The 24,402-nt window shown below is 72.6% G+C and carries 23 protein-coding genes; 17 read left to right on the top strand and 6 right to left on the bottom strand.

The window, feature by feature from the left end; genetic code table 11:
- The first annotated feature begins 57 nt into the window (after positions 1-57).
- The 3 genes from ACFVQG_RS16090 (at position 58) to ACFVQG_RS16080 (ending at position 3,101) form a co-directional block, all read left to right on the top strand.
- Positions 58-1,803, top strand: coding sequence for a lytic transglycosylase domain-containing protein (locus ACFVQG_RS16090; protein ID WP_383382373.1), 1,746 nt, complete (start codon positions 58-60; stop codon positions 1,801-1,803).
- Between the two features lie 148 nt (positions 1,804-1,951).
- The gene (locus tag ACFVQG_RS16085; protein ID WP_383382371.1) at positions 1,952-2,086 is read left to right on the top strand and encodes an SPW_0924 family protein; all 135 of its coding nucleotides are present in this window, start codon (positions 1,952-1,954) and stop codon (positions 2,084-2,086) included.
- Positions 2,087-2,108: 22 nt separating this feature from the next.
- Positions 2,109-3,101 (top strand): DUF3068 domain-containing protein, encoded by a 993-nt coding sequence (locus tag ACFVQG_RS16080; RefSeq protein WP_383382369.1) that lies wholly within the window; start codon positions 2,109-2,111, stop codon positions 3,099-3,101.
- On the opposite strand, the gene hrpB is transcribed toward ACFVQG_RS16080, so the two are convergent.
- Both hrpB and ACFVQG_RS16070 read right to left on the bottom strand, forming a co-directional pair.
- Positions 3,091-5,670, bottom strand: a complete 2,580-nt coding sequence (gene hrpB / locus ACFVQG_RS16075) for an ATP-dependent helicase HrpB (RefSeq protein WP_383382366.1) — start codon at positions 5,668-5,670, stop codon at positions 3,091-3,093. The two genes, ACFVQG_RS16080 and hrpB, sit on opposite strands and share 11 nt — an antisense overlap.
- A gap of 4 nt (positions 5,671-5,674) precedes the next feature.
- Positions 5,675-6,571 (bottom strand): class I SAM-dependent methyltransferase, encoded by an 897-nt coding sequence (locus ACFVQG_RS16070; protein ID WP_383382364.1) that lies wholly within the window; start codon positions 6,569-6,571, stop codon positions 5,675-5,677.
- Between the two features lie 329 nt (positions 6,572-6,900).
- On the opposite strand from ACFVQG_RS16070, the gene rpsA reads away from it, so the two are divergent.
- The 6 genes from rpsA (at position 6,901) to ACFVQG_RS16040 (ending at position 12,170) form a co-directional block, all read left to right on the top strand.
- Complete coding sequence (gene rpsA, locus ACFVQG_RS16065) at positions 6,901-8,394, top strand: 30S ribosomal protein S1 (RefSeq protein ID WP_383382361.1); 1,494 nt, start codon at positions 6,901-6,903, stop codon at positions 8,392-8,394.
- A 214-nt stretch (positions 8,395-8,608) separates the two neighbouring features.
- Positions 8,609-9,547 carry a PAC2 family protein gene (locus ACFVQG_RS16060; protein ID WP_383382358.1) on the top strand — a complete coding sequence of 313 codons (939 nt, stop codon included), beginning with the start codon at positions 8,609-8,611 and terminating at the stop codon, positions 9,545-9,547.
- Between the two features lie 66 nt (positions 9,548-9,613).
- Positions 9,614-10,234: a dephospho-CoA kinase gene (gene coaE / locus ACFVQG_RS16055; protein WP_383382355.1), complete on the top strand. Its 621-nt coding sequence runs from the start codon at positions 9,614-9,616 to the stop codon at positions 10,232-10,234.
- Between the two features lie 50 nt (positions 10,235-10,284).
- Complete coding sequence (locus tag ACFVQG_RS16050; RefSeq protein ID WP_383382352.1) at positions 10,285-10,665, top strand: tetratricopeptide repeat protein; 381 nt, start codon at positions 10,285-10,287, stop codon at positions 10,663-10,665.
- 284 nt (positions 10,666-10,949) lie between these two features.
- Complete coding sequence (locus ACFVQG_RS16045) at positions 10,950-11,633, top strand: class I SAM-dependent methyltransferase (protein ID WP_383382349.1); 684 nt, start codon at positions 10,950-10,952, stop codon at positions 11,631-11,633.
- A 66-nt stretch (positions 11,634-11,699) separates the two neighbouring features.
- Entirely contained in the window at positions 11,700-12,170 is a 471-nt protein-coding gene (locus ACFVQG_RS16040) for a DoxX family protein (protein ID WP_383382343.1), read from the top strand.
- 2 nt (positions 12,171-12,172) lie between these two features.
- Here the strand turns inward: ACFVQG_RS16040 and ACFVQG_RS16035 are convergent, their stop codons facing one another.
- A complete protein-coding gene (locus ACFVQG_RS16035) occupies positions 12,173-12,751 on the bottom strand; it encodes an RNA-binding S4 domain-containing protein (protein WP_383382340.1) in 579 nt (192 codons plus the stop codon).
- An 84-nt stretch (positions 12,752-12,835) separates the two neighbouring features.
- Here ACFVQG_RS16035 and ACFVQG_RS16030 point away from each other — a divergent pair, with 84 nt between their 5' ends.
- Together ACFVQG_RS16030 and pip are read left to right on the top strand one after the other, a co-directional pair.
- Positions 12,836-13,681, top strand: coding sequence for a uracil-DNA glycosylase (locus tag ACFVQG_RS16030; protein WP_383382337.1), 846 nt, complete (start codon positions 12,836-12,838; stop codon positions 13,679-13,681).
- A gap of 9 nt (positions 13,682-13,690) precedes the next feature.
- On the top strand, positions 13,691-14,653 hold the full coding sequence (gene pip, locus ACFVQG_RS16025) for a prolyl aminopeptidase (protein ID WP_383382335.1): 963 nt from the start codon (positions 13,691-13,693) through the stop codon (positions 14,651-14,653).
- 16 nt (positions 14,654-14,669) lie between these two features.
- Here pip and ACFVQG_RS16020 read toward each other — a convergent pair whose 3' ends face one another.
- Both ACFVQG_RS16020 and ACFVQG_RS16015 read right to left on the bottom strand, forming a co-directional pair.
- Complete coding sequence (locus tag ACFVQG_RS16020) at positions 14,670-15,113, bottom strand: GNAT family N-acetyltransferase (protein ID WP_383382332.1); 444 nt, start codon at positions 15,111-15,113, stop codon at positions 14,670-14,672.
- Positions 15,114-15,124: 11 nt separating this feature from the next.
- The gene (locus tag ACFVQG_RS16015; RefSeq protein WP_383382329.1) at positions 15,125-15,538 is read right to left on the bottom strand and encodes a RidA family protein; all 414 of its coding nucleotides are present in this window, start codon (positions 15,536-15,538) and stop codon (positions 15,125-15,127) included.
- A 148-nt stretch (positions 15,539-15,686) separates the two neighbouring features.
- Between ACFVQG_RS16015 and ACFVQG_RS16010 the strand changes: the two genes are divergently transcribed.
- The 6 genes from ACFVQG_RS16010 (at position 15,687) to ACFVQG_RS15985 (ending at position 22,212) form a co-directional block, all read left to right on the top strand.
- Entirely contained in the window at positions 15,687-16,457 is a 771-nt protein-coding gene (locus tag ACFVQG_RS16010) for a nucleotidyltransferase family protein (protein WP_383383797.1), read from the top strand.
- A 133-nt stretch (positions 16,458-16,590) separates the two neighbouring features.
- Complete coding sequence (locus tag ACFVQG_RS16005) at positions 16,591-17,700, top strand: hypothetical protein (protein WP_383382326.1); 1,110 nt, start codon at positions 16,591-16,593, stop codon at positions 17,698-17,700.
- 140 nt (positions 17,701-17,840) lie between these two features.
- Positions 17,841-19,706: an FUSC family protein gene (locus ACFVQG_RS16000; RefSeq protein WP_383382323.1), complete on the top strand. Its 1,866-nt coding sequence runs from the start codon at positions 17,841-17,843 to the stop codon at positions 19,704-19,706.
- Positions 19,703-21,058, top strand: coding sequence for an amidohydrolase (locus tag ACFVQG_RS15995; RefSeq protein WP_383382320.1), 1,356 nt, complete (start codon positions 19,703-19,705; stop codon positions 21,056-21,058). The genes ACFVQG_RS16000 and ACFVQG_RS15995 overlap by 4 nt, the downstream gene beginning before the upstream one ends.
- A 99-nt stretch (positions 21,059-21,157) precedes the next feature.
- Positions 21,158-21,847 carry a DUF899 domain-containing protein gene (locus ACFVQG_RS15990; protein ID WP_383382317.1) on the top strand — a complete coding sequence of 230 codons (690 nt, stop codon included), beginning with the start codon at positions 21,158-21,160 and terminating at the stop codon, positions 21,845-21,847.
- 191 nt (positions 21,848-22,038) lie between these two features.
- A complete protein-coding gene (locus ACFVQG_RS15985) occupies positions 22,039-22,212 on the top strand; it encodes a hypothetical protein (protein ID WP_381606300.1) in 174 nt (57 codons plus the stop codon).
- A 6-nt stretch (positions 22,213-22,218) separates the two neighbouring features.
- Here the strand turns inward: ACFVQG_RS15985 and ACFVQG_RS15980 are convergent, their stop codons facing one another.
- Positions 22,219-24,222, bottom strand: a complete 2,004-nt coding sequence (locus ACFVQG_RS15980; RefSeq protein ID WP_383383794.1) for an ABC transporter ATP-binding protein — start codon at positions 24,220-24,222, stop codon at positions 22,219-22,221.
- Positions 24,223-24,402 lie beyond the last annotated feature (180 nt).

Here is a 24,402-nt window from a genome sequence, read left to right as displayed (position 1 = left end):
CCACTGGGCGATCACAGACGAACGGGCGCTCGGACGTCCAGGGGAGGGGTTCACTCTATGGGGCCGCAATTCGGCAGGAGGCTGCGCAAGACGGCGGCGACGACCGCCGTCGCCGCCGCAGCGGTCGCCGCACTGTCCGCATCCCAGGCTCCGGGAGTGACCACCGACGGGGACGGCAGACAGTCCACCACCGGCGCGCAGCCCACCCCGGACGGCTACGCGGAGGACAGCGCGACCGGCAACTCGCCGTACTACACCGACCTTCCGCCGCTGAACAGCCCCACCCCGTCGCCGAGCAACGGCACCACCCCGCCCGTCACGGGTGAGTCCGAGGCGGGCATACCCGCGACCGTCCTCGACGCCTACAAGAAGGCCGCCGCCAAGCTGCGCGACGCGAAGCCCGGCTGCAACATGCCCTGGGAACTGCTCGCCGCCATCGGCAAGGTGGAGTCCGGACACGCCCGCGGCGGCAACGTCGCCGCGAACGGCACCACCCTCAGCCCCATCCTCGGCCCGCAGCTCAACGGCAACGGCTTCGCGAACATCAGCGACACCGACAACGGCCTCTACGACGGCGACAGCGCGTACGACCGCGCGGTGGGCCCCATGCAGTTCATCCCGTCCACCTGGGCGTGGGCGGGCCGCGACGGCAACGGCGACGGGGTCGAGGACCCCAACAACGTCTACGACGCCGCACTCGCCGCCGGGCACTACCTGTGCCGGTTCGGCTGGGACCTGTCCACGCGGGCCGACCTCGACAGCGCGATCCTCAGCTACAACAACTCACGGGACTACCTGAACACGGTCCTGTCGTGGCTGGAGTACTACCGCAAGGGCACCCACGAGGTCCCGGACGGCACCGGCACCCTGCCCGCCAACCGCAGCGACGACCCGGCCGGGGCCAGCCCCACCCCCACCCCGCCCCCGTCCTCGCCGGACCGCGGGAGCGAGTCGCCGAAGCCCAGCACACCCCCCTCCGGCGGCGGCTCGACCCCGCCCCCGACGACCCCGCCGCCCAGCACCACCCCGCCGACCACTCCGCCGACGCCCACCGACACCGTCCACCACCTGGAGGACGCGGGCACCGCGAAGCTCACCGCCATGGCGGGCGACCCCTTCGGCGAGCGGATACGCACCCGCACGGAGACCAAGGACGGCACCGCCGTCGGCAAGGTCCGGGTCCGCTTCACGATCACCGGCTCCACCGACGCCACCTTCTCCACCGGCGAGACCGTCGCCACGGTCGTCACCAGCAGCGCCGGTGTCGCCGTCGCCCCCGCGCTCCAGGCGGGCGAGGAGACCGGCGACTTCACCGTCCGCGCCGCCGTCGTCGGCCGGACGCTCCCCGGCCTCGACTACACCGCCACCGTCACCGCCCGCGCCGCCGACACCCTCACCCGCGTCGGCGAGACCGCGCTGACCTGCGTGACGGGCGGCGAGTTCGCCGAGCAGGTGCAGGTGAAGGCCGCGTACAACGGCGCCGTCGCGGACGGGGTGGCGGCCACCGCGACCCTGATCAAGTCGGCGGACGACTCGACGGCCAACGACAAGGGCCCCTACTTCAAGAACGCCGACGGCACCGCCGTACGCGCCCTGAGCGGCCTGAAGACCGACGCCAACGGACTGCTGACGCTGCCGACGCTGTACGCGGACGACACCGCGGGCACCTATCTGCTGCGCATCACCACCACCGGCGGCGCGACGCTGACCCTCGAACTGACCGTGACGGCCCCCGAGCCGTCCCCGACGCCGAGCGAGTCCACCAGCGCGTCGGCCAGCCCCTCGGCCTCACCGACCGCGTAACCCCGCCGAGCACCCGGCACGGGGCGCCCCTCCGCCGAGCGGACGGGCGCCCTTCGCCGTGCGCACGACGTGTTCTCATCTCGCCCGCCCGTTGCTACGGTGCCGAAGACCTGACGATGTGTCAGCTGACGTCCGTGGGGAGTCCCGTATGCGCGCCCTGATCGCCGCCGCCACCGGCCTCGCCCTCGCGTTCGCCCTGGTCCTCACCCTCACCGCCCTTGGCTCACCCACGGGCGAGACATCCCCCAAGCCCTTGCTGACGACGGTGCCCGCACATCCGTGACCACCCTGGGAGGGAGGCGGAGATGCGCCGCAAGACCGCCCTGATCCTGCTCGCCCTCGCCGTGTTCTGCGCGGCGCTGTCCCCCCTGCTGCGCTGGTACGCCTTCCCGCGCCTCGCCAAGATCCCGCCCAGCCAGTACCAGGACATGGTCCTGGAGGCCCGGAACGCCACCCTCCTCGACTACGGCACCATGCGCGCCCGCGAGGTCCCCAAGGTCACCATCGTGCAGACACTGCGCGGTGACGTGGAGGCCTCCGAGCGGATCGAACGGACGGCGGGCCGGGACGTCGTCGTCTGGGACGGCCTGTCCTACGTCCAGGGCCCCGACGGCAAGATGGTCTCCAAGATTCCCGAGCGCTACATCTTCGACGCCCACACCCAGGAGCCCGTCCACGCCACCGGCGAGATGGTCGACGGCGACCCGGTCCGCCGCGAGGGCATCGAGTTCAAGTGGCCGTTCCTGACGGAGAAACGGGACTACGAGTACTTCGACGCCCAGGCCCGCGTCACGGCCCCCATCCACTACCGGGGCACCCAGGACTTCCGCGGCGTCGAGGTCTACTACTTCGAGCAGACCATCCCCTGGACCAAGGTGCCCTTCCCCAAGGAGATGCCCGTCGACGGGATCACTCCCGAGTCCGTCGCCGAGACCGGCACCACCCGCTGGTACACCACCGTCCGCAGGTTCTGGGTCGAACCGCTCACCGGCGCGCCCGTCTACGGCGAGGAGATCCACAAGGAGGAACTGCGCGGCGGCACCCTCCTCGGCGGCCGGGAGAAGGTCACCGCGTTCTCCGGCCATGTGAAGATGCGCGAGGACTACATCCGGCACACCGTGGACCTGGTCAAGTCCAACCGCACCCTGGTCCTGCTGATGACGTCCTACCTCCCCTGGGGCCTGCTGACCCTGGGCGTCGTGCTGCTGGCCCTCTCCCTCTACCTGGAGGCGCGGGGCCGCCACCCCGGCGAACCGCCCGCCCGGCAGCCCGCGGAACCGGAACCCGTCACCGCCTGAGCCGCGCGTTGGTGTGCCGGGTCGGCTCGGCGGTGGCCGGGTCCTCCGGCCACGGATGCTTCGGGTACCGGCCCCGCAGCTCCGCCCGTACGCCCTTGTAGCCCTCCCGCCAGAACGACGCCAGGTCAGCCGTGACAGCCGCCGGACGCCCGGCCGGGGACAGCAGATGGACGAGCACCGGCACCCCCGCCACGACGGGCGACCGCTGGAGCCCGAACATCTCCTGCAACTTCACCGCGAGGACCGGCTGTTCGGGATGGGAGTAGTCGATCCGGATTCTGGACCCACTCGGTACGGTGATCCGCTCGGGAGCGAGTTCATCGAGCCGCGCCGCTTCCCCCGTCGCCCACGGCAGCAACCGCGCCAGCCCCTCCCCGGCATCGATCCGCCCAAGATCCGCCCGCCGCCGAGCCCGCCCCAACTCCGGCTCCAACCACTCCGCCACGCGCGCGTGCAGCACGTCATCGGAGACATCCGGCCAGGGCGCCCCGAGGTGCCGCCGCAGAAAGGCGAGCCGCTGCCGCAGCAAACCCGCCTCAGCCGACCACCGCAACAGACCGAACCCTTCCCGCCGCAGCCCTTCGAGGAGCGCCTCGCGTACGAGGACAGGATCGGCGTCCCGCAACGGTCGCACCGCCAGCTCCACCGCCCCGAGCCGCTCCACGCGCCGCGCGACGACGTCCCCTCCGGCCCAGCGCACCTCGTCCCGCTCGTCCAGCAGGGCCCCGGCCGCGTACCGGGCGACCTCCTCGTCCACCACGGCGGCGAGCCGCACACGCGCGTGCGCCTTCCCCAGCGGCCGGTCGGCCACGGCGACCGCGACCCAGGACGCACTCCGCAGCCCGGTGCCCTCCCCGACCTCGGCGCGAGTACCGGAGACCATCAGATAGGAACCGCCGTCCATCCGGGCCACCCGCTCGGGAAAGGCCAGAGCGACGACGATCCCGACGCGACCGTCCTCACCGGCGTCCGCCGCCGCAGCGGGCGTGTGCGCGGAGTCCACGGCAGCCACCGGCGACGGGCCGCCCGCATTCCCGCCGGAGGCCCCCTCATTCCCGCCGGAGGCCCCCTCGGCGGCGGCCCGCAGCCGACGTACCTCCGCCCGCCACCGCGCCGCGTAGGCGTCACCCCCGCGCCGGGCGGCGCGCAACGCGGCGGCGAGGTCGTCGCCGTACTCGCGGGGCGGCTCCTCACTCAGCAGGGCCACGACCTCGGCAGTCCGCTCGGCGCCCACCAGGGGAGCCGCGTCCAGCAGGGCCCGGCCCAGCCGGGGGTGCAGTCCCAGTCGCGCCAGCCGCGCGCCCCGCTCCGTGGCCCGCCCGGCGGGGTCCACCGCGCCCACCGCCGTGAGGGCGGCCCGCGCCGCCGCCATCGCGCCGCCCGGGGGCGGGTCCAGGAGTGCCAGCCCGGAGGCCTCGGGATCGCCCCAGCAGGCCGCCTGGAGCGCGAACGCCGTCAGGTCGGCCACTTCGATCTCCGGCGCGGGAAACCGCGGCAGACGCGCGTCCTCAGCCTCAGCCCAGCACCGGTACACCGCCCCCGGCGCCTCACGCCCCGCCCGCCCGGCCCGCTGCCGCCCCGCCGCCTGTGAGGCCCGTACCGTCGTCAGCGCGCTCAGCCCGCGCGCGTGGTCCACGCGCGGCTCACGCGCCAGCCCCGAGTCGACGACCACCCGCACGCCCGGAACGGTCAGCGACGACTCCGCGACCGCGGTCGCCAGCACCACCCGGCGCCGGGCCCCCGGCGCCAGCACCGCGTCCTGCACGGAGGCCGGAGCCCGCCCGTGCACCTGGAGGACGTCCACCCCGTCCAGACCGCCGAGCCGCCCGGCGACCCGCGCGATCTCGCCCACGCCCGGCAGGAAGCACAGGACGTCCCCCGGCCGCTCGGCCAGCGCCCGCCGCACCACCGACGCCACATGCGCCAGCAGCGCCGGATCGACCCGCATGCCGTGCGGCGGCCGCACCGCACGCGCGGGCGGCGCCCACACCACCTCCACCGGGTGCGAGACCCCCTCGGCCTCGACCACCGGAGCGTCCCCCAGCAGCCGCGCCCAGCCCTGCGCGTCGGTCGTCGCCGACGCCGCCACCAGCCGCAGCTCCGGCCGCAGCGTCTGCCGTACGTCCCACAGGAAGGCCGCCACGGTGTCCGCGTCCAGATGCCGCTCGTGGCACTCGTCGAGCACCACCACGTCGACCCCGGCCAGCTCCTGGTCCCGTTGGATCCGCTGGAGCAGCACACCCGTCGTGACGACCTCCACGCGCGCGTGGCGCCCGACGACCCGCTCCCCGCGCACCGTGTAGCCGACGCTCTCGCCGACCTTCTCGCCCAGCAGCCACGCCATCCGCCGCGCCGCCGCCCGCGCCGCGATCCGCCGTGGCTCGGCCACCACCACCCGCCGCGCGGGCCCCTCGCCCAGCAGCCCGGCCAGCGCCAGCGGCACCAGCGTGGTCTTGCCGGTGCCCGGCGGCGCGACGAGCACGGCGGTGCCGGGGCCGTCCAGGGCGTCGGTCAGACCGGGCAGGGCGGCCCGTACGGGAAGGGCGTGCAGAGCGTCGTAGCGGATCACGCACTCAGTCTCGTACGCACACGAAGATCGCCGTCCCCGGGATCAGATTCCCGCGCAGCGGGGACCAGCCGCCCCACTCCGAGGAGTTCCACGCGGGCCACTCCGGCTCCACCAGGTCCACCAGATGGAAGCCCCCGGCCACGACGTCCCGGACGCGGTCGCCGATCGTCCGGTGGTGTTCGACGTACACCGCGCGGCCCGCCTCGTCCTGCTCGACGTAGGGCGTGCGGTCGAAGTAGGAGGCGGAGACGGACAGGCCCTCCGGACCCGGCTCGTCCGGGAACGCCCAGCGGATCGGATGCGTCACCGAGAACACGAACCGCCCGCCCGGCCGCAGTACCCGTCGCACCTCGCGCAGCACCAGCACCGGGTCGGCCACGAAGGGCAGCGCGCCGTAGGCCGAGCAGGCCAGGTCGAAGGAGGCGTCCGCGAAGGGCAGGGCGGTGGCGTCGGCGCACACCAGCGGGAACGTTCCGCCGATGCGCAGCGCGTGCTGGAGCTGGCGGTGGGAGAGGTCGAGGGCGACCGGACGGGCACCCTGCGCGGCCAGCCAGCGCGAGCACTGCGCCGCGCCGGAGCCGATCTCCAGGACCGCCTTGCCCGCCAGCTCCTGCGCCGGGCCGAGCAGCTCCGCCTCCACCTCGTCGAGCCCTTCGGGGCCCCATACGAAGCGGTCGTCGCCGAGGAACGTGCCGTGCTCGATCTGGTACTCGTCCGCGTTGCGGTCCCACCAGCCGCGGTTGGCGCGGGAACTCTCCGCGACACCCGCGGCACGCCGGGTGGCCTCCGGCTCGGCGGCGGTCTCCGCCGCGGTGCCGGTCGCTGTCTTGGACGTCACGGACTCTTGGATGATCGGCTCCCTCGTCGTACTCTTCCGTCCAGCCCGTTCCGGCGGTGTCACGCGGGGGACCCAGCGGGGCGCAGTGCGGCCCGCGTGGCCTCGGTGGACGGCTCTCGTGCCGGTTATGCGGCGATCCGCCCCGGGTGGGCGGCTTCGCGCATTGACCCTGCCCGGCCGCCCCCGTATGCTACAAGTTGCGCTGCGGGCCTGCGCACCTCAGACGTAGCAGGCTGCGCTCGCATCTGTTGTATGTCCCCTCGGTTGTCGAGGCGCCATCACTAGTTTCTGGTGAGGCGCTTCCTTGGCTGTCCGGCTTCATCAGAGCGAAACGGGCTCCCGGCGCAAGCAGTACCTACGACTTCAATGTCCGTACCGGAGCCCTTTCCCACATGACGAGCAGCACCGAGACCACCGCCACCACCCCGCAGGTAGCGGTCAACGACATCGGTAACGAGGAAGCTTTCCTCGCCGCGATCGACGAGACGATCAAGTACTTCAACGACGGCGACATCGTCGACGGCGTCATCGTGAAGGTCGACCGGGACGAGGTCCTGCTCGACATCGGTTACAAGACCGAAGGCGTTATCCCGAGCCGCGAGCTCTCGATCAAGCACGACGTCGACCCCAACGAGGTCGTCGCCGTCGGTGACGAGATCGAGGCCCTTGTTCTCCAGAAGGAGGACAAGGAAGGCCGCCTGATCCTCTCGAAGAAGCGCGCCCAGTACGAGCGTGCCTGGGGCACCATCGAGAAGATCAAGGAAGAGGACGGGATCGTCACCGGTACCGTCATCGAGGTCGTCAAGGGTGGTCTCATCCTCGACATCGGCCTCCGTGGCTTCCTCCCGGCCTCCCTGGTCGAGATGCGCCGCGTTCGCGACCTCCAGCCCTACGTGGGCAAGGAGCTCGAGGCCAAGATCATCGAGCTGGACAAGAACCGCAACAACGTGGTCCTGTCCCGCCGTGCCTGGCTGGAGCAGACCCAGTCCGAGGTCCGCCAGACGTTCCTCACGACCCTCCAGAAGGGTCAGGTCCGTTCCGGTGTGGTCTCCTCGATCGTCAACTTCGGTGCCTTCGTGGACCTGGGTGGCGTCGACGGTCTGGTCCACGTCTCCGAGCTGTCCTGGAAGCACATCGACCACCCCTCCGAGGTCGTCGAGGTCGGCCAGGAGGTCACGGTCGAGGTCCTCGACGTCGACATGGACCGCGAGCGCGTCTCCCTGTCGCTGAAGGCGACCCAGGAAGACCCGTGGCAGCAGTTCGCCCGCACCCACCAGATCGGCCAGGTCGTGCCCGGCAAGGTCACGAAGCTGGTTCCGTTCGGTGCGTTCGTCCGCGTGGACGAGGGCATCGAGGGTCTGGTCCACATCTCCGAGCTGGCCGAGCGCCACGTGGAGATCCCGGAGCAGGTCGTCCAGGTCAACGACGAGATCTTCGTCAAGGTCATCGACATCGACCTCGAGCGCCGTCGCATCAGCCTCTCGCTGAAGCAGGCCAACGAGTCCTTCGGTGCCGACCCGGCGTCGGTCGAGTTCGACCCGACCCTGTACGGCATGGCCGCGTCCTACGACGACCAGGGCAACTACATCTACCCCGAGGGCTTCGACCCCGAGACCAACGACTGGCTCGAGGGCTACGAGAAGCAGCGCGAGGAGTGGGAGCGCCAGTACGCCGAGGCGCAGTCCCGCTTCGAGCAGCACCAGCAGCAGGTCATCAAGTCCCGCGAGGCGGACGCCCAGGCCGCTGCCGAGGGTGGCGAGGCCGCCGCTCCGGCCGCGTCCGGTGGTGGCTCGTACTCGTCCGAGGGCAGCGACAACTCCGGCGCCCTGGCGTCGGACGAGGCGCTGGCCGCGCTGCGCGAGAAGCTGGCTGGCGGCCAGAGCTGAACGCTCGCCGCTGAGGCTTAGCAGTTGGCCAAGGGGCCGTACCTTTCGGGGTGCGGCCCCTTGGCCGTGCCCTCTGGCGGTTGTCGGTCGTCCGCGGGCCGTCCCCGGCTGATCCCGCAGTTCCCCGCGCCCCTTTGGGCGTTGTCGTCGATCTCGGGAATGAGCACGGGTCGCGCCTCGTTGTTGACTGTGAACACGAGGAGGAGCGGTCACCGTGCTTGATCCGCAGGGTTTGTACACGTGGGAGCCGAAGGGCCTGGCCGTCGTCGACATGGCGCTGGCCCAGGAATCGGCCGGTCTTGTCATGCTCTACCACTTCGACGGATACATCGACGCGGGCGAGACCGGCGACCAGATCGTCGACGGCCTGCTCGACTCGCTGCCCCACCAGGTCGTCGCCCGCTTCGACCACGACCGGCTCGTGGACTACCGCGCCCGGCGCCCGCTGCTGACGTTCCGGCGGGACCGCTGGACGTCGTTCGAGGAGCCCACGCTCGCGGTGCGGCTCGTCCAGGACGCCACCGGAGCCCCCTTCCTGCTGCTGTCCGGCCCCGAGCCGGACGTGGAGTGGGAGAGGTTCGCCGCGGCCGTCGAGCAGATCGTGGAGCGGCTCGGCGTGCGTCTCGCCGTGAACTTCCACGGCATCCCCATGGGCGTCCCGCACACCCGCCCCGTGGGCCTCACCCCGCACGGCAACCGCACCGACCTGGTCCCCGGCCACCGCAGCCCCTTCGAGGAGGCCCAGGTGCCCGGCAGCGCCGAGGCGCTCGTCGAGTACCGCCTGATGGAAGCGGGCCACGACGTCCTCGGCGTCGCCGCGCACGTACCGCACTACATCGCCCGCTCCGGCTACCCGGACGCGGCCCTGACCGTCCTGGAGGCCATCACGGCCGCCACCGGACTGGTCCTCCCCGGCATCGCGCACGCCCTGCGCACCGACGCCTACCGCACCCAGACGGAGATCGAACGCCAGATCCGCGAGGGCGACGACGAGCTGACCGCCCTGGTCCAGGGCCTTGAGCACCAGTACGACGCCGTGGCGGGCGCCGAGTCCCGGGGCAACATGCTGGCCGAGCCGGTCGAGATCCCGTCGGCCGACGAGATCGGGCAGGAGTTCGAGCGGTTCCTGGCGGAGCGCGAGGGCGACAACTAGGGCCGCCCGTCCGCCGGTCCGGGGTGTGCCTCCCGGCTGTCGGTGGCAGGGCCTAAGCTGCCGTTCATGCTGAAAGTGGGCTTGACCGGAGGGATCGGCGCGGGCAAGAGCGAGGTGTCGCGGCTGCTCGTGGAGTGCGGCGCCGTGCTCATCGACGCGGACCGGATCGCGCGCGAGGTCGTCGCGCCCGGCACTCCCGGCCTCGACGAGGTTGTACGGGCCTTCGGCGAGGAGGTGCTCGCCGAGGACGGCAGCCTCGACCGGCCCAAGCTGGGCTCGATCGTCTTCGCTGACCCCGACCGGCTCGCGGTGCTGAACTCGATCGTGCACCCGTTGGTCGGCGCCCGTTCCAAGGAGTTGGAGTCCGCTGCCGCCGAGGACGCCGTCGTCGTCCACGACGTGCCGCTCCTCACGGAGAACGGCCTCGCCCCGCTGTACGACCTCGTGGTGGTCGTCGACGCCAGCCCCGAGACCCAGCTCGACCGGCTCGTCCGGCTGCGCGGGATGACCGAGGACGACGCCCGCGCGCGGATGGCCGCCCAGGCGACGCGGGAACAGCGCCTGAAGATCGCGGACATCGTGATCGACAACGACGTTCCGCTCGCGGATCTGCAACGGCGGGTGAAGGACGTATGGGCCGATCTCGTCCACAGGGCACAGGCGTCCCGCGCGCCGCGCCAGGAATAACGGAGCGTGGTGCGGGCGTTGAACCCGGTCAGTGAGGGAAGGACTTTGCTGTGCCCGACACCAGCGGTTCGACCGGACGTACTCCGGAGACGCATGTCATCGACTACCGCGCCGCCGAGCAACTGCTCGCCGCGCGGGACCCGCGGGGCGCGGTGAAGCTGCTCGACGAGGTCATCGCCGCTCACCCGGAGAACACCGCCGCACGGCTGCTGCGTGCGCGCGCCTTCTTCGCCGCGGCGCAACTGCGGCCCGCGGAACTCGAGTTCAGCGTGGTCCTGGAGCGAGAGCCGGACAACGCCTACGCGCACTTCGCGCTCGCCCGCACGTATGAGCGTCAGGGGCGCCCTGACCAGGCCATACGCCACTTCCGGCTGGCTGCCGCGCTGGATCCGAAGCCGCAGTACCTGAAGGCGGCGCGGTTCGACTCCTGACCCCGGTGAGGCCCGGTCCTGGCGCTGCGGGGCCCGGTCTTGGCGCTGCGGTGCCTGCTTCTGTGCCTCCGTGGTGCCTGCTTCTGTGCCTCCGCGGTGCCTGCTTCTGTGCCTCCGCGGTGCCTGCTCCTGACCCTCCGCGGTGCCTGCTCCTGACCCTCCGCGGTGCCTGCTCCTGACCCTCGTGGTGCTCGCACACCACCTCCGTCACTCGAACGGGTGAAGTGGGGGCGGGTGGGAACGGCTGTGCGGAGGCGGGCCGTTGGACGGGCATGGAGCTGAAGATGCGGGCGGGACATCAAGGGACGGGACCCGGGGCCATCACCCCGGACGGCTGCGCGGTGGAGCTGTATGCACGACTGTCCATCGGGACGGAGCCGGACATCATCGCCGCAGCGGTACCACCGGGCGCGCACATCCTCGAACTGGGCAGTGGAGTGGGCCGGATGACCCATCCCCTGCTGGAGCGCGGTTTCACGGTCACCGCGGTGGACGAATCCCCGGAGATGCTCGACCGAGTGCGCGGCGCGCGCACGATATGCGGCCCCATCGAGGACCTCGACCTGGGCGAGACGTTCGACGTCGTGCTGCTCGCCTCGTTCCTCGTGCACACCGGGGACCCCGAGGTGCGGCGCGGGCTGCTGCGCACCTGTGTGCGGCATGTCGCCGACGGCGGCTGTGTGCTCATCCAGCGGGAGGGCGCGGACTACCACAGCGATCTCCCGCGTGAGCGGGTCGACCCCAGCGGCTACACCGTGCGGATCCTGTCGTCCGAGCCGGTCGGGGACGGGGTGAACTCGGTGCACGCGGAGTATGTGTTCCCGGACGCGATATGGACGCAGACCTTCCGGGCGCGACCGCTGACGAAGGACCAGTTCGAGCAGGCCTTGGGCGAGGCAGGGCTGACGGTCGACAGATATCTGACGGAGGACGGGATCTGGGTGAGGGCGCGGGCGATGAGTTCGTGACCGCTCCGGGGTTTACCTCTGTGACGCACGACGGACCACGCACCACCCCTCACACAGGAGACCCCGATGGCCGAGACCACCGCATCCGTTGCTTCCGCCGCCTCCCTCACCTCCGCCTCGACCGGCACGGTCATCGGAGAGTCCGCGACCGCCCGTGGCCGACGCGCCCGTATCGCACTGCGCGCGCTCCAGGTGCTGCTCGCGCTGTTCTTCGCGGTCGCGAGCGCGCTGCCCAAGCTGATCGCGCACTCGTCGGCCATGGAGACCTTCGACGACATCGGCTGGGGCGGCGCGGGGATGTACACCATCGGCGTCCTCGAACTGGCGGGAGCCGCCGCGCTGTTGATACCAGCGCTTCAGTCGGTGTCGGCGATGGCGCTGAGCGCGCTGATGGTGGGCGCGTTCATCGTCCAGCTCACCGTCTTCGACGGGCAGTACGCGGCGACACCGCTGATCCTGATCGTGCCACTCGCCCTCATAGCCTGGGCGCGGCGTTCCCACAACGCGGAGCTGCTGCGGCTACTGCGCCGAGCCTGAGGTCACCGTCCGCCTGACCCACCGGTGCCGGGCGGCTTCGGGGGACCGCCGAGGCCGCGCAGCGCGCGCAGGCGTTCCAGCTCGCGGCGGTCGCGCTTGGTCGGGCGGCCGGTGCCACGGTCGCGGATGCCGGGCGGGGCGACGGCCTCGCGGGGCGGGGGCGGCGGGCTGTTGTCGACATAGCACTGGACGGCCACCGGGGCGCCGACGCGCTTGCGGATCAGGCGCCTGACGACGACGATCCGCTCTCGGCCCTCATGCCGCAGGCGCACCTCGTCGCCGACGCGTACGGAGTGGGCGGGCTTGACCCGCTCGCCGTTCACCCGGACATGGCCGCCCTTGCAGGCGGCGGCGCCGATGGAGCGGGTCTTCACCAGACGTACGGACCAGATCCAGCTGTCGATGCGCACGCTCTCACCGCTCTGTGGCCCGGCGGCCTTGGCGGCGGTGACCGCGGCGGCGTCCTTGGGGTCGGTGCTCGGCGCCGTGGCGCCCTCGCCAGGCGTGCCCTCCGCGCTCTGCGTGTGCGGTGCGCTGTGCGTGTCCTTCGGATCCTGGTGGTCCGCAACCTCGGAAGCCATGGGTCGACCTTAGCTCCCTGGAGGGGAGGGGGCGGCCGGGTTTTCTGGGTGGGGCCTGGTGAGACGTGGCTCTACGGTTGAGCCATGGACAGCGGCACCAGCAGTGGCCTCGCGGGGCTGGACGAGCGCATCGCCGGATGCCGGGCCTGTCCTCGCCTGGTGGACTGGCGTGAGGAGGTGGCCCGCACCAAGCGGGCGGCGTTCGCGGACTGGACGTACTGGGGGCGGCCGGTCCCCGGCTTCGGCCCGGCGGACGCCCGGCTGCTGATCGTCGGTCTGGCACCGGCGGCGCACGGGGGCAACCGCACGGGGCGGATGTTCACCGGCGACCGGTCCGGGGACGTGCTGTACCGGGCGCTGTACGACGTGGGGCTGGCCTCGCGGCCCGCGTCCGTGAGCGTCGGGGACGGTCTGGAGCTGTACGGCGTGCGGGTCACCTCGCCCGTGCACTGCGCGCCGCCCGCCAACAAGCCGACGCCCGAGGAACGGGACACCTGTCGCCCTTGGCTGGTGCGGGAGCTGCGGCTGCTGCGGCCGACGCTGCGGGCGGTGGTCGTCCTCGGGGCCTTCGGCTGGCAGGCCGCGCTGCCCGCGTTCGCGACGGCGGGGTGGACGGTGCCGAGACCGCGACCGGCGTTCGCGCACGGAGCGCGGGTGCGGCTGGACGCCCTCGACGCTCCTGATGCCCTTGGCGGTCCCGATGCCCCTGGCGGTCCCTATGCCCCCGGCGGTCCCGATGCCTCTGGCGGCCTTGATGTTCCAGGCACCCCCGACAGGCATAGTGGCATCGACGTCTTCGGCTGTTTCCACGTGAGCCAGCGCAACACCTTCACCGGTCGGCTCACCCCGGAGATGCTGCGGGACGTACTGCGCGACGCGGCCGGTGCGGCGGGCCTAATAGGGCTGCGGGCGCCCGGAGACGGGGGCTAGGGTCACGGGATGCCCCTCTACCCACAGATCGAACCGTACGAGCACGGCATGCTGGATGTCGGCGACGGCAACCGTGTGTACTGGGAGACCTGCGGGAACCCGCGCGGGAAGCCCGCGGTGGTGCTGCACGGCGGGCCGGGTTCCCACGCCAACGCGTACTTCCCGAGACTCTTCGACCCCGCGGCGTACCGGATCGTGCTGTTGGATCAGCGTGGGTGCGGGCGTTCCACACCGTCGGCGAGTGCGTACGAGACGGACATGAGCGTCAACACCACGGCGCATCTGATCGCCGACCTGGAGCTGCTGCGGCGGCACCTGGGGATCGGGCGGTGGCTGGTGTGGGGAGTGTCGTGGGGGTCGGTGCTCGGGCTGCGGTATGCGCAGACGCACCCCGGGTCGGTGTCGGAGCTGGTGCTGACCGGCGTGGCGACCGGCTCGAACGCCGAGGTCGCGCTGTTGACCAGGGGACTGGGGAAGCTCTATCCGGAGGCCTTCGAGAAGTTCCTCGCCGGGCTTCCGGAGGGCGAGCGGGAGGGGAATCTCGCCGCCGCCTACAACCGGCTGCTGGAATCGCCCGACCCCGGCGTGCGGGAGCGGGCGGCGCGGGCCTGGACGGACTGGGAGACGGCGGCGGCTGCCCTGCCGCCGCGTTCGGTGCCGCGTTACGAGGACCCGGAGTTCCGTATGCGCTTCGCCCGCACGGTCACGCACTACTGGGGCAACGACCACTTCCTGGGCGAGGACAACGACGACGGCGTGGTGCTGCGCGACGCCCATCTGCTGAAGGACATCCCCGGCACCCTGGTCCAGGGCGGCCTGGACTTCGGCAACCTCCTCGGCATCGTCTGGCGGCTCCACCACGCCTGGCCCGGCAGTGAGCTGGTGATGGTGGACGAGGTGGGACACGACGCGGGAGCGCCGGGAATGGGGGACGCGCTGGTGGCGGCGACGGACAAGTACGCCCGAGCCTGAGCGCCGGGTCAGCCCCTCAGGGCCGCCACACGTACCGCACGTCCGGCTCCCGCTCCTCGTTGCCGCGGCCGTCGGTGCGCTCCACGGCGACGAACCCGTGCCGCTCGTAGAAGCGGTGGGCGGGCTTGTTGACTTCGAAGGTCCACAGGGCGAGACCCTCCGGACGGCGTTCCTTGGCCAGGGCGACGAACCGGTCACCGATGCCGAGCCCGCGCCAGTCCGGGTCGAGGTAGAGCTGCGAGAGAAAGCCCCCGTCGAGCACCATCACCCCCACGACCCCCACCCCGGCCTGCGCCACCCAGGTCTCACGCAGCGGCACCACCACCTCCCGGAAGTAGGCGCGCACCTCGTCGTCGGTACGCGGCCGTACGACCGTGGGCAGCGCGGCGGCGAAGGAACGCAGCCATACGTCGGCCGCGGCGGCGGCATCGCGGGCGGTGGCCCGGCGCAGGCCGACCACGGGGCGGGAGGTCAGGACCCTTCCCCCTCGGGCACGACGGCCGTGGCCGTGATCTCGACCAGTTGCCCGGTGTACCCGAGGCAGGCCACGCCGAGCAGGGTCGAGGAGTGCGGCCCGACGCTCAGCCCCGACGCCTCGACGACGTCCCAGACGGCGGAGAGCACGGCGGGTTCCGTACTGACGACGTACACCTCGGTGGACACGACATGCGACAGGTCGCTGCCCACCGCGCGCAGTTGCTCCTCCAGATTGGCGACCACCTGCTCCGCCTGCCGTACGGCGTCCCCAGGGCCGACGAGCTTCCCGTCCGCGTCCAGCGGCACCGACCCGGCGAGGAAGGCCAGCTTGGTACCGGCCTCCACGACGGAGGCGTGGGAGTAGGTGGGGGGAGGGAAGAGGGTGGGGACGGTGACCCGGTGGATCATGGGGCAACTCCTTCTCCTTCATGGAGGGACAACCCGCCGATCAAACAAGATGGCGGCGGCCCACGCATCCGTATTTCATGAGGCCATGCAGCCCATGCAGCCTGTGCAGCCCGTGCAGTCCGTGCAGCCCATGCGGTCCATGCAGCCCATGGACCCGCGGAGCGAAGAAGCCGAGTTCCTCCGTGCCGTCACCGACCGTCTCGCCGCGCTTCCCGGAGTGCGGGGTGTCACCCTCGGTGGCTCGCGTGCGCAGGGGACCCATGGGCCGGACAGTGACTGGGACATGGCGGTGTACTACCGAGGGGCCTTCGACCCCGACGACCTGCGTGCCGTCGGCTGGGACGGTGAGGTGTCGGAGGTTGGCGCGTGGGGCGGTGGGGTGTTCAACGGTGGGGCCTGGTTGAGCATCGAAGGGCGCCGCGTGGACGTTCATTACCGGGATCTCGATGTGGTGGAGCGGGTGAGGGCGGACGCGGAGGAGGGGCGGTTCGGGGTGGAGCCGCTGATGTTCCACCTGGCGGGGATTCCGACGTACCTGCTGGTCGCCGAGTTGGCGATCAACCAGGTGCTGCGCGGTGAGCTGCCCCGCCCGGAGGGGTATCCGGACGCCCTGCGCAGGACCGCGCCCGAACGCTGGTACGGCACGGCGACCGCGACCCTCGCCTACGCCAAGGCGGGCCATGCCCCCAGGGGCGCCGTGACCCAGGTCGCCGGGGCCGTCGCGCTCGCCGCGACGCAGACGGCGCACGCGGTGCTGGCGGCGCGCGGGGAGTGGGTCACCAATGAGAAGGGGCTGATCGCGCGGGCCGGGCTGGGGGACGTGGACGAGTTGGTGGGGCGGCTGACGGCGGACCCTGACGCGCTGGTCGGCGCGGTCCGGCAGGCCGAGGCGCTGCTCGCTCGGGTGTACGAGGTCTGAGGGAACAACGTCCTTGTGGGGTACGGGCGTTGGGCTACTGTGGAGCGTGCGACGGTAGCCGAAGGCGTCGCGGGTTCCGGTGGTACGACATCTCGGGGGAACTCATCATGAGCCGCCAGCACCTCACCGCGCGATGAGTGATGTGGAACGCCCCGGGCGGGACCACGGGCAACGGGCCGACCTGTGGGGCAGGGCCTCGGACAGCGCCCACGTGTACCAGGCCAGGGGCAGCCAGTACATCTCGCACGTGCACCTCCATGGATCCGCCTCCGCGGGCGTCGCACCGGTCGAACCCGGGATACGCGGTGAAGCCCTGGAGCGCACCCAGCAGCGCGTCAACCTGCTGATCCAGGCCCTGAGCCTGACGGAGGCCGAGTGGCAGGCTCGCTGCGCCGAACTGGAGGCGCAGGCCCGGCGGGCGAGGGCGGAAGGGCGCGCGGAGGCGCTGGCCGAGACGCAGGAGCAACTGCACGCGGCGGAGCTGCGCGTGATGAAGGCCCAGCGGATGATGCGGGAAGCGGTGCGTGAGCGGGAGAAGGCCGAGGAACTGCTCACCCAGGCGCGGGAGGAACTCGCCCAGCGGCGGCGTGCCGAGGAGCGGCGTGCCGCGGCAGCCGCCGCCGACCGGGCCGCACAGGCGCCCCGTCCCGCCCGCCCGGACGAGGAAGGCGAGCAGTTCGCCTACTTCCTGGAGCGGGCCGAGGCGGAACTGGGCGCCGTAAGGGACGATCTGAGGCTGCTAGGGGAGGGGATGACCCCGAAGGTGATCGCGGGGGAGCGGATACGGCAGCAACAGCGGCCCGCCGATGTGGTCGTGGTCCCCAAGGCGCGCCCGTCGACCGCCCCGCGGCGGCGGAAGATCCCGGCCGAGCCACCCCGGCGGCTGCTGCTCGGCGTGCTGTGGTCGCTGTGCGCCGTCCCGCCCGTGGTGCCGATGCTCGTCGTCACGGCGAACCGGGCCGCCTACGCGTCGGACGTGAGCCTGGGCGCGGGAGTCGCGTTCACCGTCGCGGTGGTCGTCCTGGGAGCGGTGGTGTACCTGCTCACCGTGGGTCTGGTGGGCAACTTGGCCGAGGGGGTGGTGACCAGGGCGTCGGAGCAGATGCCCGCGGACCTGGCCATCGGAGCCATGCTCGTCGGCTCCCTCGCGCTGCTCGTGGCCGGATTCTTCACCCCCCTCACCTCGCCCGGCCCCGCCGGTCAGTGGGGCAAGGCCCTCGCGTCCGCCGCCGGGCTGGGGTGACCCGCCCACGGGGCCCGTCACATCCCGGCAACACGCCCGTTCCATCCTCTCCAGGAATCCCGCTTACCCTGGATCACACAGCCCACAGCCCGGCCACCGTCGTCCGAAGGCGCATCCGCCCTCGACCGACAGGAGCCTTCTTGCCGCGCCGTGTGAAGTCCGTACCGCCCCCGCTCCCCCTGTGGCTGTCCCACGCCCTGCGCACCCAGCGCGGCCCCGTGCCCTGGAGCGCCGTGATCCGGGGCGCGCTGGCGGCCGGGCCGTTGGCGCTGGTGGCCGTGGTGGCGGGGAGGCCCTCGGTCGGGGTCGTGGCGGCGATCGCCGCGATGCTGGCCGGGATCAACGACCGGCCCGGTGGGCGGCGGGTCTCCGTGCGGCGGATCGGGGTGCCCGCCGTCGCCGGAGCGGTCGGGATGTTCGCCGGGACCGTGGCCGGGGAGCACCTCGGGGCCGTCGCGCTGGTGGCGGTGTTCACCGTGCTCGGGCTGGTCGCCGGTGGGGTGAGTGCCGTGGGGCCCGTCGCCTCGGGGGCCGGGACGCAGTTGCTGGTCGCCTCGGCCGTCGGGGCGGGGATGCCGTTGCCCGAGACCGGGTGGGTGCGGGCGCTCGCCTTCCTCGCCGGGGCCGGGTGGCTGCTCGCCCTGCGGGTGGTGCTGCCCTCGCCCGGTTCGTTCGGGGCGGGAGCCGGTGACTACCGGTTCGACGGGGAGCGGGACGCCGTGGCCGCCGTGTACGACGCCATCGCCGCGCTGCTGGACGCCGTAGGGACCGAGCGGGCTCTGGGGCGGCGGGCCGCGTTGACCGCCGCGCTCGATCAGGCGCAGGACGTCCTCGCCGGGCCCCGGCTGCGGCGGTACGCCAGCTCCGCGGCCGAGCGGCGGCTGCACGCGCAGTACGCCGCCGCGCTGCCGCTCGCCGAGGCCGCGACCGCGCTGGCCTGGGCGGGGGACGCCGTGTCCGCGCGGGCCGGTGAGGGGCCCCGGCGCCTGGCCGCCGCCGTGCGCGGGGGCGGGCACACCGGGCCGCTGCCCGCGCCCTGCCGGTCGGTGCCCGCGCTGCGCGCGCTCGACGACGCGCTGTTGCACGCCGCGGAGGCGTTCGACCAGCCGGACGGGGGCGACCTGCACACCCGGCGGCGGAGCGGCCGGGAGCTGGCGCGGATCGTGTTCGGGGACGGAGGGCGCGAGTACGGGTTCCGGGTCGCCCTGTCCTTCGGGGCCAGCGGTGCTGTCGCGCAGGCGCTGCACCACACCCACTGGTACTGGCTGCCCGCCACCGCTGTGTTCCTGGTCAAGCCCGACCTCGGCCCGCTGGTCTCGCGCGTGCTGAGCCGGGCCGCGGGGACCGTGCTCGGCGCGCTGCTGTTCGCCGTCTGCGCGGCGGTGCTGCCGGACCCGGCCGGGCTGCTCGCGCTGGTCGCCCTCAGCGGTGCGCTGATACCGGTCGCCACCCGGCACTTCGCCGCCCAGACCGCCGTCGTCACCGTGCTGGTCCTGGCGCTCGTCATGGTCGGCGGGGAGCCGCAGGCCTCCGTCAGCCGGATCGGGGAGACGCTGCTGGCCTGCGCGATCGTGCTGATCGTGGGGCATCTGCCGGTGCCGGGGCGGCGGGGCGGGACCGTGCACGCCCGGCTCGCGGCGGCGGGCGGCGCCGCGTACGCCTATCTCGCGCACGTCATGGACCAGCCCGACGACCGGGCCCGCCGCTGGATACTGCGCCGCGAGGCCTACCGCGCCCTCGCCGAGGCCCGTACCGCGATCGCGCTGGCCGCCGCCGAACTGCCCGCGCTCGCCCGGCACACCGAGGGCACCGACCGGGTCGCGGTGCTGCTGGAGCGGCTCGTCGACACGACCACCGCCTGCGCCGTGCACCTCGACGACACCGGGCGGCTCACGCCCCGGCACCTCGAACGCCTGGACGAGCTGCTGACCGAGCTGGCCGGGCAGCCGGGAATGCCCGCGACCGTCGGCCCGCCGGGACCTCACCGTCGTACGTTGAGCGCATGACGTCTTCTCGCGCCGATCTCCTCATCAGTGGCTGCGCCGTCCTGGTCCCCGACGAACGGGAACTCATCGGGTTCCGGGAGGACTCCGCGATCGTCGTGCGGGGTGGGGTGGTGGAGGCCGTCGTCGATGCCGCTGACGCCGGGGAGCTGGCCGCCGTCGAGCGGATCGACGCGCGCGGGCAGGTCGCCATGCCCGGGTTCGTCAACTGCCACACCCACGCGCCCATGGTCGCGCTGCGCGGGGTCGCGGAGGACCTGCCGACCGAGGAGTGGTTCAACGACGTCGTCTGGCCGATCGAGTCCAATCTGACGCCCACGGACGTCGCGTTGGGCGCGCGGCTGGCCTGCGCCGAGATGATCCGAGGTGGCGTGACCTGTTTCGCGGACCACTACTTCGCCATGGACGCGGTCGCCGCCGTCGTCGCGGAGTGCGGGATGCGTGCCCATCTGGGCGAGGCGTTCTTCTCCTCGCAGGGGCGCGAAGGGCGCGAGCGGTCGCTGGAGTTCGCGCTACGGCAGCGGGGGGCGGCCGACGGCCGGATCACCACCGCGCTCGCCCCGCACGCCCCCTACACCGTGGACGACGCCGACCTCGCCGCGACCGCCGCCCTCGCCCATGAGCACGGGCTGCCCGTGCATCTGCACGCCGCCGAGAACCGCGACCAGACCGAAGCCAGCCTCGCCCGCCACGGCCGTACGCCCATCGAGGTGCTGGCACGGACCGGACTGCTCGACACCGAGGTGCTCATCGCCCATGGCACCGGGATCGACGTCGACCGTGACCTGCCGGTCCTTGAGCGGGCGAGCGGGCGGGTGGCGGTGGCGACCGCGCCGCGCGGCTATCTGAAGTTCGGCTGGCCGGGTACGACACCTGTGCGCGCGCTGAACGCGATCGGGGTGCCGGTCGGGCTCGCCACCGACGGGGCCGCCTCCAACAACTCCCTGGACGTGTGGGAGTCGATGGCGCTCACCTCCCTGGTGCAGAAGTCGGTCGAGGGCGACCCACGGTGGCTCACCGCGCGGCAGGCGCTGCACCACGCCACCGTGCAGAGCGCCCGCGCGGTCGGGCTCGGCGACACCGTCGGCCGGATCGCGCCGGGGTCGCGGGCCGACCTCGTCCTCGTCGACCTCAGCGGCCCGCACACCCAGCCCGTGCACGACCTCGCCGCGACCCTGGTGCACAGCGCCCGCGCCTTTGACGTACGCACCACGATCGTCGACGGTCGGATCCTGATGCACGACCGCGAACTGCGCACCCTGGACGTACCGTCGATCGTCCGGGAACTGGGGGAGCGGCTGCCCGCGCTGCTCGACCGGAGCCATGCGCGGCGGATTCAGAGGTACGACACGTAGCGGTACGCGAGTGCGGTGAAGAATCTTCGCGCGGCAGCGATGAGTTCCGCCCCGCCCTCCGGTCACCAACCGCAACGGGACCGTTGCACGGGAGGGCACATGTCGTTGCCGGAGATCGTCTCGCGCGCTCAGTGGCGCAGGGCGCGTGAGGAACTGCTGGTCAGGGAGAAGGCGGCCACACGCGCGCGGGACGCGCTCAACGCCGAACGGCGCCGTCTGCCGATGGTGGAGGTCGAGGAGGAGTACGTCTTCGAGGGCGGCGACGGCAAGGGCACCCTCCTGGACCTCTTCGAAGGGCGGCGGCAACTCGTCGTCCACCACTTCATGTTCGCGCCCGACTGGGCCGCGGGCTGCCGCAGCTGCTCGGCGTTCCTGGACCAGATCGGCCATCTCGCCCATCTGCACGCGCGGGGCACGACGTTCGCGGCGGTGTCCAGGGCGCCGTACACGAAGATCCTGCCCTTCAAGGCGCGGATGGGCTGGACGGTGCCCTGGTACTCGTCGTACGGGAGTGACTTCAACCGTGACTTCGGGGTGACCCTGGAGCACGAGGGGGAGCCGGTCGAGCGGCCGGGGCTCAGCTGCTTCCTGCGGGACTTCGACCGGGTGTTCCACACCTACTCGACGTACGAACGCGGCCTGGACGGGCTCGGTTCCACCACCAGCCTCCTCGATCTGACCGCCCTGGGACGGCAGGAGGAGTGGGAGGAACCCCAGGGGCGCGCGTCGGCGTTCGGGGCGCCCGCGGGAAGTGAACGCATCCGTTATCACGACGAGTACGGGGAGTGAGGGGGAGCGACGGGCGAGTGAGGGGGGAGTGGCGGAGAGTGATCTTCTTCACGTTTTCGCGATGAACGTGTGTCGAGTACGTCTCAGTCACGCCACCCGGCGAGGCGTTCGGGCACCGGAAGGCGTTAACTCCTACGACAACTCCTGCGTCATACGGCAGTGAGTGCGACGCTTTCTGGAGGTGCAGGGTGGTGAACGGGCGAACAGTGCTCGAACGCTTTCCCGCGGGCGGGCCGAGAGGATCCTGGCCCGCGGAGGAGTTCGCGCACGCGCGGCGTCTGGAAGGGCTGCCCGCCGAGGTGGTCATGGACCTCGCCACGGACACGTTCCTGGTGATCGTGCGGGGCGGCGACGCCACCGACTGACGTGGGTCAGCTCGCCTCGGACGTGGGCAGCGGCTCGGCGGCCGTGGTGAACTGCCGCGCCTGGAGCGAGTACAGCTCCGCGTAGACCCCGCCCTTGGCCAGCAGTTCGTCGGGGGTTCCGGACTCCACCAGCCGCCCCCGGTCAAGCACGTACACCAGATCCGCGTGGCGTACGGACGCCAGCCGGTGCGTGATGAGGACGACCGTCTGGCCGGTCCCCGCGAGGGACCTGATCTTCTCGAAGACCTCCAGCTCGGCTCGGGCGTCCAGCGCCGCCGTCGGCTCGTCCACGATCAGGACGCTGCCCTGGCGGTAGGCCGCCCGCGCGATCCCCAGCCGCTGCCACTGCCCGCCCGACAGCGCGTGCCCGCCGCTGAAGTTGCGGGCCAGCAGGGTGTCCAGGCCGCGCGGCAGATCCGCGACGACGCCCTTGGCGCCCGCCTCCCGTACGGCGGCGGTCAGCCGGTCCTCGGTGAGCGGCGCCGAGGACCGTCCCACGGCCACGTTCACCCGCGCGGTGAACGGCCAGCGCTTGAAGTCCTGCGCCACCATCGCGATCCGCTCGGCCAGCCGGTGCCGGTCCGCGCCCGCCGCGTCGACGCCGTCCCACAGGATCCGGCCGCGGTCCGGGGTGTAGAGCCCGGCCAGCAGCTTGACCAGGGTGGTCTTGCCCGAGCCGTTCTCGCCGACCAGGGCGACGATCTTGCCGAGGGGGATGGTGAGGGTGACGTCGTCGAGGGCGGGGCGGCGGGGCTTTCCGGCGGTCCTGGTCTCCGGGGGCGCGGTCCCGTTCTCCGAGTGCGCGGCCCTGTTCTCCGAGTGCGCGGCCCTGTTCTCCGAGTGCGCGGCCCCGTTCCCCGGGGGCGCGGCCCCGTTCTCCGGGTGCTCACCCGGGTAGGTGAACGTGACGTTCTCGAAGCGGATCTCGCGCGGGGCGGCGGGCAGGGCCGTGCCGCCCGCCGGGATCAGCCGGGTCGCGGCCTCGGAGTGCAGCCGCTGGAGGTCGCCGACGAACAGCGCCTCCTCGTGCAGCGCGTTCACCTCGACCACGAGCGTGTCCAGGTTCGCCGAGCCGGTGCGGATCGCGATCACCGCCGTACCGGCGACGGACAGCGCCATCGAACCGGTCAGCAGCAGTCCGCCCAGCGTCGCGTACGTCGCCACGGTCGCCAGGCCCGTCCACAGGGCGGCGATGAGACCGGTGCGGGCGGCCAGCCGGGCGAGGCGGGCCTGCTCGGCCTCCGCCGTCTCGGACATCGCCCGGAAGTGCCGCAGCAGGAACGGGCCCACGCCGTGCACCCGGACCTCCGGCGCCGCCTCCGGCTCGATCAGCAGCGAGCCGAGCAGCCGCCCCGCCCGCTCGTGCTGCACCCACGCGTGGAACGACTCGTACCGGCGCCGTGCGATGGTCAGCGCGCTCCACGCGCTCGGGAGGGTCATCGTCACCAGCAGCGGCAGCAGCGCCGGGTGCAGCACGGTCAGTACGCTCGCCGCCGCGACCAGCGAGATCATCGCGTTCACCACGCGGGTGGCGTACGAGATCATGCGGCGGGCCGAGGCGGCGCCGTACTGCGCGGTGTCCAGCAGCTTGTGGAAGGCGTGGTCCTCGATCGCCGACAGCTCCACCGTCGCCGCCCGCTCCAGGTACTGCTCGGTGGCCACCCGCTCGACCTTGGGCTCCAGCCGCCCGGTGGCATACGTCGAGGCGGCGCGCAGCAGCGCCGAGAGCAGCGCCACGGCGGCGATCGTGGCCAGCGCCGGGGCCGCGTCGCGCAGCCGGTCCTCGATGGGGCCGCCCGCGAGCAGCCTGCCCAGGACGCTGTTCACCGCCAGGAGGCTCACCGCCTGGGCCGCACCCCGGCCGGTCTCGGCGGCGACCACGGTCCGGGTGGCCCGTGGGTCGGCCTGCCGGGCGAGCCGGAGGCTGGCGGTGAGCAGGGCGGGGAGCCTCGCGATCATGGCGCGGAAGTTCAGCTCCAGGAACGCGTCCGAGTGCTGGTTCCAGCCCATGTCGTAGCGGAGGGGGCCGCCGAAAAGCAGCCGCTCGGAGTCGGAGACGTGCGGTTGGTCCGGTCCGCCGTCGTCCTTCTTTCCTCCCACCGAGACCTCCCCCGCCTCCGCGCCGACCGTGGTGGACGGCCACTATCGCGGGGTGGGTCGGGGGGTGGGCAGGGCGCAGGGCGGGTGGGG

The organism is Streptomyces sp. NPDC057877 (assembly GCF_042796855.1).
Classification (GTDB): domain Bacteria; phylum Actinomycetota; class Actinomycetes; order Streptomycetales; family Streptomycetaceae; genus Streptomyces.
The sequence above is the reverse complement of the archived record's forward strand: the minus strand, read 5'-3'. Positions and strand labels throughout refer to the sequence as shown.

Excerpts from the sequence above, each read along its gene's own strand:
- ACFVQG_RS16080 (WP_383382369.1), top strand. The coding sequence starts at position 2,109 with ATGCGCCGCAAGACCGCCCTGATCCTGCTCGCCCTCGCCGTGTTCTGC.
- ACFVQG_RS16035 (WP_383382340.1), bottom strand. The coding sequence starts at position 12,751 with ATGGCTTCCGAGGTTGCGGACCACCAGGATCCGAAGGACACGCACAGC.
- ACFVQG_RS16005 (WP_383382326.1), top strand. The coding sequence starts at position 16,591 with ATGAGTGATGTGGAACGCCCCGGGCGGGACCACGGGCAACGGGCCGAC.
- ACFVQG_RS15990 (WP_383382317.1), top strand. The coding sequence starts at position 21,158 with ATGTCGTTGCCGGAGATCGTCTCGCGCGCTCAGTGGCGCAGGGCGCGT.
- ACFVQG_RS15980 (WP_383383794.1), bottom strand. The coding sequence starts at position 24,222 with ATGGGCTGGAACCAGCACTCGGACGCGTTCCTGGAGCTGAACTTCCGC.
- ACFVQG_RS16085 (WP_383382371.1), top strand. The coding sequence starts at position 1,952 with ATGCGCGCCCTGATCGCCGCCGCCACCGGCCTCGCCCTCGCGTTCGCC.
- ACFVQG_RS16030 (WP_383382337.1), top strand. The coding sequence starts at position 12,836 with ATGGACAGCGGCACCAGCAGTGGCCTCGCGGGGCTGGACGAGCGCATC.
- ACFVQG_RS16045 (WP_383382349.1), top strand. The coding sequence starts at position 10,950 with ATGCGGGCGGGACATCAAGGGACGGGACCCGGGGCCATCACCCCGGAC.
- ACFVQG_RS16015 (WP_383382329.1), bottom strand. The coding sequence starts at position 15,538 with ATGATCCACCGGGTCACCGTCCCCACCCTCTTCCCTCCCCCCACCTAC.
- coaE (WP_383382355.1), top strand. The coding sequence starts at position 9,614 with ATGCTGAAAGTGGGCTTGACCGGAGGGATCGGCGCGGGCAAGAGCGAG.
- ACFVQG_RS15995 (WP_383382320.1), top strand. The coding sequence starts at position 19,703 with ATGACGTCTTCTCGCGCCGATCTCCTCATCAGTGGCTGCGCCGTCCTG.
- ACFVQG_RS16010 (WP_383383797.1), top strand. The coding sequence starts at position 15,687 with ATGGACCCGCGGAGCGAAGAAGCCGAGTTCCTCCGTGCCGTCACCGAC.
- pip (WP_383382335.1), top strand. The coding sequence starts at position 13,691 with ATGCCCCTCTACCCACAGATCGAACCGTACGAGCACGGCATGCTGGAT.
- ACFVQG_RS16090 (WP_383382373.1), top strand. The coding sequence starts at position 58 with ATGGGGCCGCAATTCGGCAGGAGGCTGCGCAAGACGGCGGCGACGACC.
- ACFVQG_RS16040 (WP_383382343.1), top strand. The coding sequence starts at position 11,700 with ATGGCCGAGACCACCGCATCCGTTGCTTCCGCCGCCTCCCTCACCTCC.
- rpsA (WP_383382361.1), top strand. The coding sequence starts at position 6,901 with ATGACGAGCAGCACCGAGACCACCGCCACCACCCCGCAGGTAGCGGTC.